16 protein-coding genes are annotated in these 12,599 nt (G+C 66.6%); 14 read left to right on the top strand and 2 right to left on the bottom strand.

Going from position 1 to position 12,599, the window contains the following annotated elements:
* Positions 1 to 23: 23 nt before the first annotated feature.
* From BKK79_RS19855 to BKK79_RS19785, 14 genes are all read left to right on the top strand, one after another.
* A complete protein-coding gene (locus BKK79_RS19855) occupies positions 24 to 818 on the top strand; it encodes a RecB family exonuclease (RefSeq protein WP_071038321.1) in 795 nt (264 codons plus the stop codon).
* 7 nt (positions 819 to 825) lie between these two features.
* A complete protein-coding gene (locus tag BKK79_RS40435) occupies positions 826 to 1,317 on the top strand; it encodes a hypothetical protein (RefSeq protein ID WP_157128446.1) in 492 nt (163 codons plus the stop codon).
* On the top strand, positions 1,314 to 2,393 hold the full coding sequence (locus BKK79_RS19845) for a hypothetical protein (protein WP_071038319.1): 1,080 nt from the start codon (positions 1,314 to 1,316) through the stop codon (positions 2,391 to 2,393). Before BKK79_RS40435 ends, BKK79_RS19845 begins: the two co-directional genes overlap by 4 nt.
* Before the next feature lie 11 nt (positions 2,394 to 2,404).
* Entirely contained in the window at positions 2,405 to 3,085 is a 681-nt protein-coding gene (locus BKK79_RS42130) for a DNA translocase FtsK (protein ID WP_071038318.1), read from the top strand.
* Positions 3,082 to 4,821 (top strand): AAA family ATPase, encoded by a 1,740-nt coding sequence (locus tag BKK79_RS19835; RefSeq protein WP_071038317.1) that lies wholly within the window; start codon positions 3,082 to 3,084, stop codon positions 4,819 to 4,821. Before BKK79_RS42130 ends, BKK79_RS19835 begins: the two co-directional genes overlap by 4 nt.
* Positions 4,821 to 5,003, top strand: coding sequence for a hypothetical protein (locus BKK79_RS19830; RefSeq protein ID WP_071038316.1), 183 nt, complete (start codon positions 4,821 to 4,823; stop codon positions 5,001 to 5,003). The genes BKK79_RS19835 and BKK79_RS19830 overlap by 1 nt, the downstream gene beginning before the upstream one ends.
* Positions 5,000 to 5,203 carry a helix-turn-helix transcriptional regulator gene (locus BKK79_RS19825; RefSeq protein WP_071038315.1) on the top strand — a complete coding sequence of 68 codons (204 nt, stop codon included), beginning with the start codon at positions 5,000 to 5,002 and terminating at the stop codon, positions 5,201 to 5,203. Before BKK79_RS19830 ends, BKK79_RS19825 begins: the two co-directional genes overlap by 4 nt.
* A complete protein-coding gene (locus BKK79_RS19820) occupies positions 5,203 to 5,517 on the top strand; it encodes a hypothetical protein (RefSeq protein WP_071038314.1) in 315 nt (104 codons plus the stop codon). Before BKK79_RS19825 ends, BKK79_RS19820 begins: the two co-directional genes overlap by 1 nt.
* Positions 5,518 to 5,519: 2 nt before the next feature.
* Entirely contained in the window at positions 5,520 to 5,771 is a 252-nt protein-coding gene (locus BKK79_RS19815) for a hypothetical protein (protein ID WP_071038595.1), read from the top strand.
* Positions 5,768 to 6,040 carry a hypothetical protein gene (locus BKK79_RS19810; protein ID WP_071038312.1) on the top strand — a complete coding sequence of 91 codons (273 nt, stop codon included), beginning with the start codon at positions 5,768 to 5,770 and terminating at the stop codon, positions 6,038 to 6,040. The genes BKK79_RS19815 and BKK79_RS19810 overlap by 4 nt, the downstream gene beginning before the upstream one ends.
* Entirely contained in the window at positions 6,037 to 6,879 is an 843-nt protein-coding gene (locus BKK79_RS19805; protein ID WP_071038311.1) for a hypothetical protein, read from the top strand. The genes BKK79_RS19810 and BKK79_RS19805 overlap by 4 nt, the downstream gene beginning before the upstream one ends.
* Before the next feature lie 975 nt (positions 6,880 to 7,854).
* A complete protein-coding gene (locus BKK79_RS19800; protein ID WP_071038310.1) occupies positions 7,855 to 9,075 on the top strand; it encodes a phosphoadenosine phosphosulfate reductase domain-containing protein in 1,221 nt (406 codons plus the stop codon).
* A gap of 4 nt (positions 9,076 to 9,079) precedes the next feature.
* Entirely contained in the window at positions 9,080 to 9,727 is a 648-nt protein-coding gene (locus tag BKK79_RS19795; protein WP_071038309.1) for a hypothetical protein, read from the top strand.
* 196 nt (positions 9,728 to 9,923) lie between these two features.
* Positions 9,924 to 10,496 (top strand): DUF1643 domain-containing protein, encoded by a 573-nt coding sequence (locus tag BKK79_RS19785; protein WP_071038307.1) that lies wholly within the window; start codon positions 9,924 to 9,926, stop codon positions 10,494 to 10,496.
* A gap of 52 nt (positions 10,497 to 10,548) precedes the next feature.
* On the opposite strand, the gene BKK79_RS19780 is transcribed toward BKK79_RS19785, so the two are convergent.
* Together BKK79_RS19780 and BKK79_RS19775 are read right to left on the bottom strand one after the other, a co-directional pair.
* On the bottom strand, positions 10,549 to 11,259 hold the full coding sequence (locus tag BKK79_RS19780) for a hypothetical protein (protein ID WP_071038306.1): 711 nt from the start codon (positions 11,257 to 11,259) through the stop codon (positions 10,549 to 10,551).
* Positions 11,252 to 12,490 carry a tyrosine-type recombinase/integrase gene (locus BKK79_RS19775; protein WP_071038305.1) on the bottom strand — a complete coding sequence of 413 codons (1,239 nt, stop codon included), beginning with the start codon at positions 12,488 to 12,490 and terminating at the stop codon, positions 11,252 to 11,254. Before BKK79_RS19775 ends, BKK79_RS19780 begins: the two co-directional genes overlap by 8 nt.
* Positions 12,491 to 12,599 lie beyond the last annotated feature (109 nt).

The following is a 12,599-nucleotide window of genomic DNA, read 5'->3' as shown; positions in this document are numbered from 1 at the left end:
CCGCATCCACTGAGGGAACCACCATGGACATCGTCACCATCCGCGCCAGCTCGCTGGCAGAGCTTTTCGACTGCCCGGCGCGCTGGGAAGCCAAGCACATCCTGGGCATGCGCATGCCTTCGAGCGGCGCATCGCACCTGGGCACCGCTGTGCACGCCGGCACGGCCGCTTTCGACCAGGCCGTGCTGGACGGCGCGCCCATCACCGCGGACGACGCGGCCGCCGCCGTGGTGGATTCGATCCACGACAAAGATGCCGAGGTCGACTGGGAGGACAGCGACCCGGCCACCGCCGAGCGCATTGCGCTGGCGCTGCACACCCGCTACTGCGTCGAGATCGCGCCGCGCCAGCACTACATCGGCGTCGAGGTGAAATGCGAGCGCCTGGAGATCCCCGAGCTGGGCCTCGCGCTGACCGGCACCACCGACCGCGTGCGCACCACCGAGGCCGGCGCCGGCATCAGCGACCTCAAGACGGGCGGCCGCGCCGTCGGTACCGATGGCGTGGCGGTCACCGCCGGCCACGGGCCGCAGCTGGGCGTCTATGAGCTGCTGGCCGAGCACGCCATGGGCATCCCCATCAGCGCGCCAGCGCAGATCGTCGGCATGAACACCGGCAAGACGGCCGCCGGCCAGCGCGTGGGCACCGGCGAGATCGAGTCGCCGCGCACCGTGCTGCTGGGCACCGAGGACCAGCCCGGCCTGCTGCAGCACGCCTCGCGCCTGATCCAGTCCGGCGCCTTCTACGGCAACGGCAAGTCCTTCCTGTGCTCGGCGAAGTACTGCCCGCGCCACGCCACCTGCCCCTACAAGAGCTGAGGCAGCCATGCAGCGCATCCCTCTCGAAGGCAAAGTGTTCGGCAAGTGGACAGTGCTGTCCCGCGCCATGAGCCCGCCCGCGCCAACGCGATACCTGTGCCGATGTGCGTGCGGCGTTGAGCGCGTCATCGCCTCGCAGACGCTGCGCAGCGGCGAGTCTCGGTCGTGCGGCTGCCTTCGCGCCGAGATGATGCGCGCAAAGCAGACCAAGCACGGGCACTACGCATCACCGACCTATCGCAGCTGGCGCGCGATGCTCGCTCGCTGCAGTGATCCCACCCACGAGCAGTTCAAGGACTACGGCGGCAGAGGGATCAAGGTCGCCGAAGCCTGGAAAACCAGCTTCCAAGCCTTTCTCGCGGACATGGGCGAGCGCCCGCCAGACAAGACGCTGGACCGCATCGAAAGCAACGGCAACTACGAACCCGGCAACTGCCGGTGGGCCACGCGAACCGAGCAGAACCGCAACAAACGAGCCACCGCAAAGGACACGCAATGACCGCCACCACTACCCTCGCCGAGATGAAACAGAGCGCCGGCCCGCGCGAAGCGCAGATGCCGACCGTCCGCGCCGGCTTCTTCGATCTCCAAGGCTTCGAGCTCATGCAGCGCGTCGCCAAGGCCTTCGTGAGCACTGACCTCGTGCCCAAGGCCTACCGCGGCAACCTGGCCAGCTGCATGATCGCGCTGAACATGGCGCAGCGTATGAACGCGGACCCGATCTTCATTATGCAGAACCTGTACGACGTGCACGGGCAACCGAGCTGGTCGAGCAAGTTCCTGATCGCCACGGTCAACGCCTGCGGCCGCTACGCCTCGCTCAAGTACGAATGGCGCAACGAGGACAAGCCCGGCTCCGAGGACTACGGCTGCCGCGCCTGGACCACCGAGAAGGCAACGGGCGAGCGCCTGAATGGGGTCTGGGTGACCTGGAAGATGGTCCGCGCCGAGGGCTGGGACTCGAAGAACGGGTCCAAGTGGAAGACCATGCCCGACCAGATGTTCATGTACCGGGCGGCGGCATTCTGGGCGCGCACCAACGCACCCGAACTGAGCATGGGCCTGCCGACAGTGGAAGAGTCGATGGACATCATCGACGTCCATCCGGACGGCACGTTCAGTGTCTCCGGCGCCACGGTGGACGAACTGCGTGGCGGCGCGCGACAGCCACGCGCGCAGCGCGCCCAGCCTGCCCGCCCTGCCGAAGTCGTCGAACGCCAGCCCGAGACGTTCGCCACGACCTCCGGCGATGACGCGCCCACCGGCACTGCCGAGGGTGACCAGGAAGACGACTTGCTGCCGCCCGGCGACGACCAGGCCGCTCATGGCCACGCCGACGCAGACGACGCCCCCTCCTTCCAAGCCATCAACCGCGAGCTGCTGGGCGCCAAGACGATCGAGGACCTGGACTTCGCCCGCGGCCAGATCAAGCAGATCGCCGACGAGAAGGAAAAGGCCACGCTCAACCAGGTGGCCGCGCGCCGCGTGCGCGAGCTGGCCCCGCCGGCGGACGCCGAGCCGGCCACCACCGCCCAGCCGGCGCGCCGCACACGCACCCCGATCGGCGCCGAGTGAGATAGACCACCATGGACAAGTTCCAATTCATGGGCAACGCGACCATCCTGCACCTGAACACCAGGAAGGAAGGCCCCGAGGACGCGCAAGAGCTGGCGGTTGACCTGAAGCTGAAGGCGACGGCCGACGTCATGATCACGCGCTACTTCGACGAGCAGCTGGCCACCTTCGTCTTCCTGTCGAACGGCGCGGTGCGCAACAAGGTCATGGGCCCCATCACCTTCGCCCATGAGCTGGAGAGCTACCGGCTGGACATGGTGGGCAGCACCTTCACCGGCGTGCGCGTGAAGAAGTTCGCCCTCGAACCCAAGGACGGCTTCAAGGTCGGCGTGACCTTCGCGGTCTCGTTCAAGCCCAGCGGCGACGAGGTGGCGCGCGTCGCCGAGTTCCTGCAGGACGAGATCGACCTGTGCCTGACGCCGAGCGACAGCGAACTGGACTTCGGCGACGGCAGCGCGGCTCACAGTCACGTCAACACCTACGACGGCGCCGACGACGAGCTGCTTCCGGCGGCGCGTGAGCTGGTCGCCAGCCACCGCAGCGCGTCCATTTCCCTGGTCCAGCGCCATCTTCGCATCGGCTACAACCGCGCTGCCCGTCTCCTTGAGGCCCTCGAAGCAGGAGGCGACGTGTCAGCCACCGACGCCGCTGGGAATCGCATGGTCCTGATCACCGCAGAGGCAACAGCATGAAGATCACCACCATCCACATCCGCAACTTCCTGGGCATCCAGGCCGCCGACATCATCCCGGCCACGCCGGTCTCGCTGATCTGCGGCCCGAACGGCGCCGGCAAGAGTTCGATTCAAGAGGCTGTCCGCCTGGCGCTGGCCGGCGAGAGCGTGCGCGTCGGCCTGAAGAAGGACTACGGCCAGCTGTTGCACGACGGCGCCGAGACGGGCTCGATCGTCGTCTCGGTCGGCCCCCAGGCCAACAGCGTGCCCCTGCCCTCCGGCAAGGCCAAGAACGGGCTGCCCGACGACCCGCGCTTGGCCTACGTGCTGGACGCCCAGCGCTTCGCCAGTCTGGACGAGAAGGCGCGCCGCGCGTTCCTCTTCGACCTGATGGGCCTGAAGCTGGGGACCGACATGGTGCGTGAGCGCCTGGCCGCCCGCGGCTGCGATGCGAAGAAGATCGAGGCCGTCCTGCCGCTGGTGCGTGCCGGCTTCGACGCGGCCGCCAAGGAAGCGCAGACCAAGGCCACCGCCGCCAAGGGCGCCTGGCGCGCGCTGACGAACGAGAACTACGGCGCCGTGAAGGCGGCCGACTGGACCGCGCCGGTCCCCGCCGGCGGCCCGGCGCCCCAGGATGCCGCAGCCGCGATCGCCGAGCTCGAAGCCGAGATCGCGGAGGCTACCGGCGACGCCGGCGATCTGCAGCGCCAGCTGGGCCAGATGGACGCTGCCGAGCAGCAGCGCCGGCAGCGCGCCGAGAAGATCGCCGGGCTGGTGGCCAAGGCCGACCAGTTGCCGAAGGCCGAAGAATCCGTCGCGCGCGCCCTGGCTGAGCGCGATGCCTTCCAGCCCAAGGTGGAAGCGCTGCGCGCCGCCGCTGGCGGCAAGCAGGCCGGCGTGTCGTGCACCTGCCCGGAATGCGGCGCCCTGCTGCAGTACCTGGCCGGCCAGCTGGCGCAGCGCGCGCCCGCCCAGGCCGACCCGGACGCCGCGGGCCGGCTGCCCGAGTATGAGCGCAGCCTGTCCGTGCTGGAAAACGCCCTGAAGAGCCGCACCGCCGAGCGCGACGCCGCAGCGGCGGCCGCCAATCAGGCCGAGCTGCTGCGCAAGGACGCCGCGGCCGACGCCGGCGACGACGCCGAGCTGCGCGGCAAGATCGAGAGCGAGCTGAAGACCCTGCAGGAAGCCATCAAGGGCGTCGGCGAAGAACTGACCGCCGCGCGCGCGGCGCAGCGCGCCGCCGGCGAGGCCGCCGAACTGACCCGCAAGGCCGGCCAGCACCACGCCGACGTGGTTGCCTGGGACGCCCTGGCCGAGGCCCTGGGCCCCAGCGGCATCCCGGCCGACCTGCTGGCCGAGGCCCTGGGCCCCATCAACGAGCAGTTGGCGGCCGCGGCGAACCTGTCGGAATGGTTCCGCGTCGGCATCGAGCGTGACATGACCGTCACCGCCGGCGACGGCCGGCCCTATGCCCTGCTGTCCGAATCCGAGCAGTGGCGCGCGGACGCCATGATCGCCTACGCCATCGGCAAGCTCACCGGCCTGCGCCTGCTGGTGCTCGACCGCGCGGACGTGCTGATCGGCGCCGAGCGCGACCGGCTCTTCTGGTGGCTGGCTGACCTGGCTGACGCCGGCGAGATCGACACCGCGTTGGTGTTCATGAGCCTCAAGAGCATGCCGACGGGGCTGCCCGAGGGGATCACCCCCTTCTGGGTCCAGGACCACCAGGTCGGCACCGTGCGGGAGGCGGCGTGATGGTCAGCACCACCACCATGATTCAGCGGCTGGAAGGGCTGCTGGGCACCGACGACCTGAACACCTCGGAACAGAGCTTCGTGCGATCGCTGGCCACGCGCATGCACGCTGGCGAGGTGACGAAGCTCAGCGGCGACCAGGTCGAGAAGCTGGACGAGCTCCACGGGAGGCACTTCGCATGAGCACCCAACCACAACGCCGCATCCTCCGTATGCCCGAAGTCCGCCAGATGGTCGGACTGGGCAAGACAGCCATCTACGACCGCATCAAGGCGCACACCTTCCCCGGGCCCATCAAGATGGGCCGCGCCAGCGGTTGGGTCGAGGAAGAGATCCAGCAATGGCTGGATCAGCAGATCCTGGCCACGCGCGGAGGCCACTGATGCAGCTCGCCCGCCACTTCACCCGCACCAACGTGCTAACGCACCTGCGCGAGAACGCCGGCAAGCGCTACACGCCCACCCAGATCGGCCACCTGTTCAAGCGGCCGACCGACCAGGCACGCGAGATGCTGGCCGAGCTGTTCGAATCCGGCCAGGTCCGCCGCATGGTCGACGGCAAGACCCGGATGTTCTTCATCCCAGCGCCGGAAGAGCTGCGCGAGCGGCCGACGCGCATCGTCGGCACCGGCGAGCTACGCGGCTGGGAGGCCAGCCTGCGGCGCTTCTCGGACCTCTGCATGCTGGCGCGAGGATGACCATGGACCAGACCCTGATCAACGACCTGCACCAGCGCGTGGCCACCGCCGAGCGCCAGCGTGACGAAGCACAGCAGCTGCTCGCCATCGGCCGCGAGTCGGCGGTCCTCACCGCGGCGCGCGTGCTCGAGCTGGAACGGCTGGCGGCAGCGATCAACCGGGCCGCGGCGAAGAGCCCCTTCCAGGCGCTCAGCCGCTGGGTGAACTTCGGGCCCGAGGCCGATCTTCTGAAACGGATGCGAGACGCAGCATGACCACCACCAAGACCAAGTACGAAAAGCTCGACGCCCTGATCATCGCCGCCATCGTTGGCAGCCCGATCGACTTCGGCTCGATCTACCAGCGGGACGTCAAGAAGGAGTGTGAGCGCATCGCGGACGAGGAGAACAAGGCGCGCGGTCTGTCGAGGTGGCACGAGATCCCCGGATGGCGCGTTTTGGACCGCCGCCTGCAGGCCATGCGCAAGGCCGGGAAGATCCGCCACACCGGCAAGGGCTGGGTACCTGCGCAGGAGGCAGCATGACCGAATCGACCATTCCGGCACAGTGCCGGGACACCGACTGGACCCTCGCGCGCGACTGCGGCCTGCTGGTCGCCGCGCCGGGCACGAACGCATGGGACGCCGCGCTCGGCCGCTTTGCTGACGGCGTCCGCGCCGCCCTCTCGCAGCCTCAGTCGCAGGCGCAGGGCGAGGCGGTGGCGTGGGTGCGCGAAGGAGTCGACGGCCGTGAGTATTGCGAGAAGCCCTTCACGACCGACTGGACTCCGCTCTACGCCGCGCCAGTGGCGGCGCAAAAGACGCATAGCGAGCGTGACGGTACGGTGCGCGCCAGCCTGCGAGCGCCCGCCGCATCGACGCAGAAGAGCGAGCCGAGCGCCTGCCAGACCTGCCACGGCAACGGCATGATCGGTGGCCCGAGCTACTACGCCCCCGACGAAGGCGGCGTGCCGTGCCCCGATTGCACCCCTGCGCCGAGCGCATCGCCGGCCGCGCTGACCGATGAGGCTCGCTGCGAAGCCGCAAAGTTGCTTGTCGAGGTCTATCTCGGGTTCCCTGCCCCTGATCGTGAGCCGGGCGAGCTTGACCTGAAAGCCGTGGATGTTGTCGCCAGCTTCCTGCTCGCCGCCCAGCCCAGCGAGGCGCGCGATTCGGTGCTACTGGACGCCCTGGCCCGCGAGTCATGGGATCTCCGCTGCTTCGACATGCCGACCGGCCAAGGAGATGGCGACATTGGCTGGCGCGTGATCGAGCACCATGAGGCAAGGCCGCATGAGCGCGTCGTAGGCGAGGTGTTCAAGGACGATCCGCGCGCCGCCATCGACGCCGCCCTGGCCGCCCAGCGCAAGGGAGGTGCGGCATGAGCTGCGGATACGAAGGTAGGCACTTCGGCGCACCGTATCCCGACGCAACGTGCATCGACGGTGAACTGTGGGACTTGGACAGCTGCGACGAGCCCGGCGGCGGCCTGACCAGCGGCGGCGACATTCCGTGCCCGTGCTGCAGCACCAAGGAGTATGTCGAATGGCTCGATCCTCGCGCATCGGGGAACGCTAGGCAGCGTCGCAAGAACTTCCGCCTGGTGATGCGCCGGGTAAAGATGTGGGCGAAGCCCTGCCGGCTGGCCCCTCGGCACGAGGGAGGTGTGTGATGATCAACTGTCGGACATACAGAATCAACCTCCATTCCGATCTCAGTCCGCGCAGTCTAGCAAGAATGCTCGACTTCATCAGCCAGCCGTTGGAGCTCATAGAGACTAGTGCACGCCTCCTTCACAATTCTATCTACTTCGCCGTTCAACTCTTGCCTTCTTCTCCGCTCAGACTCCAGCGACGTGTTACGTGCTTGATTCACTGCGTCCAAGAGTCTCGGCAGAACACTCCGCAATGCAGACACTGCTCTCACTGCAGCTGGCGACGGGAGGCTATGCAATGGAACACCCTCAAGGGCCTTCATCCCGCGTTGGAATGCGTCTTTGTCAAACCAGTCCTGTCCTTGAAGGAGACTACTCCACCAATCTTCTGCAGCTCCGACACTGAGCCACGCGAGCGCCCGTATCGCCCGGATTGCTTCGGCCTTGTCTCGTTGCGCTTGTTGGCGGGCTTCTCTAGCCTGCTTCGCCGGGACCCAAATCGCAATGCCGATACCAACAATAGCTCCGACAGCTTGCGTCCATGCCGCGGCGCCTTCGCCTCGCCAACCCTTGGGCCATACAGACCACAGAAAAGCACCGACTGCCACAAGGGCCAAAGCACCCATAGCCAACAAGAAGAAGGCTTCAGCAAGCCATCGAGACCTTTCCTTCACACCCGCCCTCCATTTTTTGGAGGCATCCTAGCATGAGCGTCCAGACCTCGATATTTGACGGCGGCCAGCGGCTGCAGATGACCGAGAGCATCGAGCTGACGATCCAGTCGCTCAATGCCTACGGGCCCGATCACAAGCACTGGGGTGTCGCCTGGTCAGGCGGCAAGGATTCGAGTGCCGCGCTCACGCTGCTGGCCTATCTGCTCGACACCGGCCGTGTCAAGCGCCCGGAGACCCTGACGGTCTTCTACGCGGACACTCGCATGGAGCTGCCGCCGCTCGCCATCGCAGCAGCACAAATGATGGACGAGCTGCGCGATCGCGGCATCGACGTGCGAGTCGTCCGCGCCCCGCTCGACAAACGATTCTTCGTCTACATCCTGGGCCGCGGCGTCCCGCCGCCGAACAACAACACCCTGCGGTGGTGCACGCGGCAGATCAAGGTGGATCCCATGGAAGAGGCTCTGAGGGCGCGCGTCGGCGAACTCGATGGCAGCATCCTCATGATCACCGGCGTACGCCAGGGCGAGAGCGCGATCCGTGACAGGCGGATCGAGATGTCCTGCGGCAAGGACGGCGCCGAATGTGGGCAAGGCTGGTATCAGCAGGTGCTACCGAACGCGCGCGGCTTGCGCGGGCGCATCGCCACGCTGGCGCCGATTCTGCACTGGCGCGTGTGCCACGTCTGGGAATGGCTGAAGCATTGGGCGCCGGCCGCCGAGTTCGGCGACTGGTCGACGCGCCCCATCGCGGATGCCTACGGCGGTGACGAGGCCGAAGAGATAAATGCGCGCACCGGCTGTACAGGCTGCCCCCTGGCCCAGGAAGAGAAAGCGCTCGACACGGTGCTGCATAACCCTCGCTGGTCGCACCTGGCGCCGCTCAAGGGCCTCAAGCCGCTCTACCGCGAGCTGCGCGAGCCGCATCACCGGATTCGGAAGGCGGGGCTGGAGCGCCTGAAAAGCGGTGAGATAGCCAAGAACCCGCAGCGCATGGGCCCGCTCACATTCGAGGCACGACTGATGGGGCTGGAACGTGTGCTGCAGCTTCAGGCGGAATGCAACGCCGCTGCCCGCGCGCTCGGACGCCCGGAGATCGACATGCTCGACCGGGAGGAAGAGCGGCGCATCCGCGAACTGATCAAGGCAGGCACCTGGCCTGACGGCTGGGATGGGGATGAGCCGCGCGCCGATACCGTCCTGCCCGTTGTCTACCAGAACGGCGCAGTCCAGCCGCTGCTCTTCGGAGAGTGACGCCATGAAAGAACGCCCCATTCTGTTCTCCGGCGCCATGGTTCGCGCCATCCTCGATGGCCGGAAGACGCAGACGCGGCGCATCGTGAAGCTGCAGCCGGAATTGCGCGACGGTGACGACTGCGTGGTGCAGTACGGCGGTCGGTCATTGAGCGGGCCTCGGGACTACTTGATTGGGGAGATTCTTCCCCGCTTCGGCTGCCCGTACGGCCAGCCCGGCGACCGCCTGTGGGTGCGCGAGACGTGGGCACAGCCGGCCGCACTGGACCCGGGCCCGACCGTCTACCTCGCAGACTACCCGGCCTGCGTGCCGGCCGGCTTCGAGAACATCCCGCCGGCCAAGGCGATTACCTGGAAGTCGAGCATCCACATGCCGCGCGCGCTGTGCCGGCTGATGCTGGAAATCACCGGCGTGCGCGTCGAGCGGCTGAACGACTGCAGTGAGGCGGACGCGGTTGCCGAAGGCTTGCACATCCTTCCCGCAAGCGGTCGGTACGTGGTCAATCCTGGCGAGCAGTACTTCGGCGCGGCCGACCACGACCCGCGCGTTGTCTATGCGGACCTGTGGGACAGGATCAATGGCGCCGGCGCCTGGGAGGCGAATCCCTGGGTGTGGGTGGTGGAGTTTCGGAGGGTCCAATGCGTGAGCTGACGCTGGACGAGTTTCGACAGGCCCGCGCGGCCATGCAGGTCGAACGTTACCCCGGCACTGCCCCGTCTCTCGACGACTGGGAGACTGTCATGGTGGCCGGCGTGCCGGTAAGCCTGCGGCGCCCGCGCACTCCGGTGTGCAGCCCAGAAGGACTGGCGGACCTCTTCCCGTGTCTCGTTCGCAAATCGGAGGCCCCATGAAGCGCCTGATCACCCAGACCCTCGTCGGCGAGGCCGGCGCCATCCTCTCGGACTGCGAGCAATACCGCTACCGCCTCTGGCGCGAGTGGGACAGCGGCCGGCCGGCGCTCGGCTTCATCATGCTCAACCCGTCGACGGCCGACCACCAGGTCGACGACCCGACCATCTCCCGCTGCCTGCAGCGCGCGATCGCCGGCAAGTACGGTCGCCTGGAAGTGGTCAACCTCTTCCCGTTGCGGTCGACCGACCCGGACGGGTTGCTGACGCACCCGGCCCCGCTGGGCGACCGTCCGGACCACAACGAGTGCGCTGTCATGGACGCGATCGACCGTTGCGCGATGGTGATCTGCGCCTGGGGCGCGCACAAGGCTGCGCCGGCACAGGCGGCTGAACTGCTGCGGATCGTGCGCATGTGTGGGCGCGGGAACCTGCTATACCACCTTGGCCTGAACCAGGACGGCAGCCCGAAGCACCCGCTCTACATCGCGAAGACGAAGCGGCCGGAGCCGTTCACGGACCCCGCAATAGCCGTAATACGGGTAAAACGAAAATACGCGCTACACAGGTAATGCAGCAGATCGCAGGCGACATGGCCAAATGAAGACATCGCAGGGTGGGTCTTCAAGGGGTCCCGACGAGCAGCGCGGCGCCCAACTTCCAAAAGCACACGCCGAGTGCCGAAAAGCCCACAAGGAACGGGAAAAGAAGATCTATTCCAACTTTCGAGTAGAAGACCAGCTGAAGGACCGCTCGTACGGAAATCGGCACACGCACGTGTTTCGGCGCGTTGTAGTCTGCGTAGGTGGCGGTCACCCGTGTCGAATCACCGGCAACAATGCCAATGGAAAAATGATGCCTACCTTGCCACACGCCGCCCTCATGCATTCCAGTCATTGAAAGCGGAGCGAGTACCCATTCTTCGCTTCCATCGGGTTGCCCGGGCACTTGGTGACTACTCAAGTGGCGAATTGCATCCGTCAAGACGGTTGATTCAAGAACCGGACTCGTTCCGGTTCGTAGGATGTCGCGATGCAGCCGCCGGCACAGATACTTTCCCACAAGCGGAGCCGACACGCCACGAAGGAAGTCTCGTGCCTGGGCGAAAAGCTGCCCAGTCTCGCCGTCGAATCTGTATCGAATAATCTGATACAGGACCATAGAGGCGAGCACCGACCATACTTTCCACGGTTCGGGCTTGGCTATCTCCGCAATGCCAAGCAGCTTCATGTTGCCGTCGATTTTCACGCTCAGGAATGCCCCAACAAGGATCGCCGTCGAGAAGACGACAAGGTTGCGGCGGATCTTGTCGCTGTCATCAAATCCTTCAGCCATTCGCGATTTCCTTTCGCGCAGTTTCCGTTGCTGTCGATAATACGTGCTTCAGGTGGTCGGCCCATGCCTGCATCATCTGGCGGCGCTCGGGCAGGTACTGCGCATGGTTGTATGCTGCCCGTACCTTGTTCCGCTCCACGTGAGCAAGCTGGCGCTCGATGACGTCGGGCCGAAAGCCCAGCTCATTCAGTGCCGTTGAAGCCAGCCCACGGAACCCGTGCCCGGTCATCCGCGAGTGGTATCCCATTCGGTACAGCGCATAGAGAATCGTGTTATTGCTGATATGGCCACCACGGCCGCGCGCGCTGAAGAAGACGAACTCGCGCCGGCCAGTGAGCTCGCGCAGCTCGCCGAGCACTCTCAGGGCCTGGGTGGACAGCGGCACGACATGAGGGTCACGCATCTTCATCCGCTCGGCGGGAATGCGCCACTCCGCCTTGTCCTCGTCGAACTCTTCCCAGCGCGCCTGGATCAGCTCCTTGGTGCGGACGAACGTGAGGGTCATCAGCTGCATCGCCAGGCGTGTCACCGGGTCGCCCGGATAGGTATCAATGTCACGCAGCAGCTGCGGCAGCTCGGCGAGCGGGATTCGGGTCTGGTGTTGGACGGGCGCCGAACGCAGCGCCGAGACGCTGTCGATGTCGGCCGCGGGATTACGGTCGCACACGCCGTTGATGATTCCATAGTGGAAGACGCCGCGCATCCGCTGCAGCAGCCGCTTCGTCGTCTCGCGCACGCCGCGCGCCTCGACCTTGCGCAACACTTCCAAGATGGCAGGCGCCCGAATGTCAGCGACCGACATGGCCCCGATCTCCGGAAAGACCTCCCTTTCCATGGAGGCAATCACCCGGGCGGCGTGGCTCTCGGTCCAGCTTTCCTTCTGCGTCTCGAACCAGCCGCGGGCCACCGCCTCGAATGAATGGCCAGCAGCAATCTTGGCTGCCCGGCGCCCTTCTTCCTTGACGACACCCGGATCACGGCCCGCGGCCACTTGGGCGCGTGCCGCCTCGCGCTGCGCGCGCGCCTGGGCCAGGGAAACCGTAGGATAGGCCCCGAAGCCAAGCCGGCTCTCACTGCCGGACGGCCGGATGTACTTGAAGCGCCAGAGTTTCCGCCCGTCGGCCATGACCTCGACATAGAGGCCTCCCCCGTCGAACAGCTTATAGGGCCGCTCGCGCGGCTTGGCGTTGCGGATCTTCGTGTCGGTCAGTGGCTCAACGGTACGGGGCATCGGATAGGGGCACCGGGAATGGGGGCATCAGCGATGCCCCTAAGAATGCCCCAAAAAGTGCCGGATGCCAACCTTCGACGGCGAACACCGACGGACGCAAAATGCGCCT

This window comes from Cupriavidus sp. USMAA2-4 (assembly GCF_001854305.1).
Taxonomy (GTDB): domain Bacteria; phylum Pseudomonadota; class Gammaproteobacteria; order Burkholderiales; family Burkholderiaceae; genus Cupriavidus; species Cupriavidus malaysiensis.
The sequence above is the reverse complement of the archived record's forward strand: the minus strand, read 5'-3'. Positions and strand labels throughout refer to the sequence as shown.

Coding starts and splice junctions, on each gene's coding strand:
- BKK79_RS19855 (WP_071038321.1), top strand. CDS start 24: ATGGACATCGTCACCATCCGCGCCAGCTCGCTGGCAGAGCTTTTCGAC.
- BKK79_RS40435 (WP_157128446.1), top strand. CDS start 826: ATGCAGCGCATCCCTCTCGAAGGCAAAGTGTTCGGCAAGTGGACAGTG.
- BKK79_RS19845 (WP_071038319.1), top strand. CDS start 1,314: ATGACCGCCACCACTACCCTCGCCGAGATGAAACAGAGCGCCGGCCCG.
- BKK79_RS42130 (WP_071038318.1), top strand. CDS start 2,405: ATGGACAAGTTCCAATTCATGGGCAACGCGACCATCCTGCACCTGAAC.
- BKK79_RS19835 (WP_071038317.1), top strand. CDS start 3,082: ATGAAGATCACCACCATCCACATCCGCAACTTCCTGGGCATCCAGGCC.
- BKK79_RS19830 (WP_071038316.1), top strand. CDS start 4,821: ATGGTCAGCACCACCACCATGATTCAGCGGCTGGAAGGGCTGCTGGGC.
- BKK79_RS19825 (WP_071038315.1), top strand. CDS start 5,000: ATGAGCACCCAACCACAACGCCGCATCCTCCGTATGCCCGAAGTCCGC.
- BKK79_RS19820 (WP_071038314.1), top strand. CDS start 5,203: ATGCAGCTCGCCCGCCACTTCACCCGCACCAACGTGCTAACGCACCTG.
- BKK79_RS19815 (WP_071038595.1), top strand. CDS start 5,520: ATGGACCAGACCCTGATCAACGACCTGCACCAGCGCGTGGCCACCGCC.
- BKK79_RS19810 (WP_071038312.1), top strand. CDS start 5,768: ATGACCACCACCAAGACCAAGTACGAAAAGCTCGACGCCCTGATCATC.
- BKK79_RS19805 (WP_071038311.1), top strand. CDS start 6,037: ATGACCGAATCGACCATTCCGGCACAGTGCCGGGACACCGACTGGACC.
- BKK79_RS19800 (WP_071038310.1), top strand. CDS start 7,855: ATGAGCGTCCAGACCTCGATATTTGACGGCGGCCAGCGGCTGCAGATG.
- BKK79_RS19795 (WP_071038309.1), top strand. CDS start 9,080: ATGAAAGAACGCCCCATTCTGTTCTCCGGCGCCATGGTTCGCGCCATC.
- BKK79_RS19785 (WP_071038307.1), top strand. CDS start 9,924: ATGAAGCGCCTGATCACCCAGACCCTCGTCGGCGAGGCCGGCGCCATC.
- BKK79_RS19780 (WP_071038306.1), bottom strand. CDS start 11,259: ATGGCTGAAGGATTTGATGACAGCGACAAGATCCGCCGCAACCTTGTC.
- BKK79_RS19775 (WP_071038305.1), bottom strand. CDS start 12,490: ATGCCCCGTACCGTTGAGCCACTGACCGACACGAAGATCCGCAACGCC.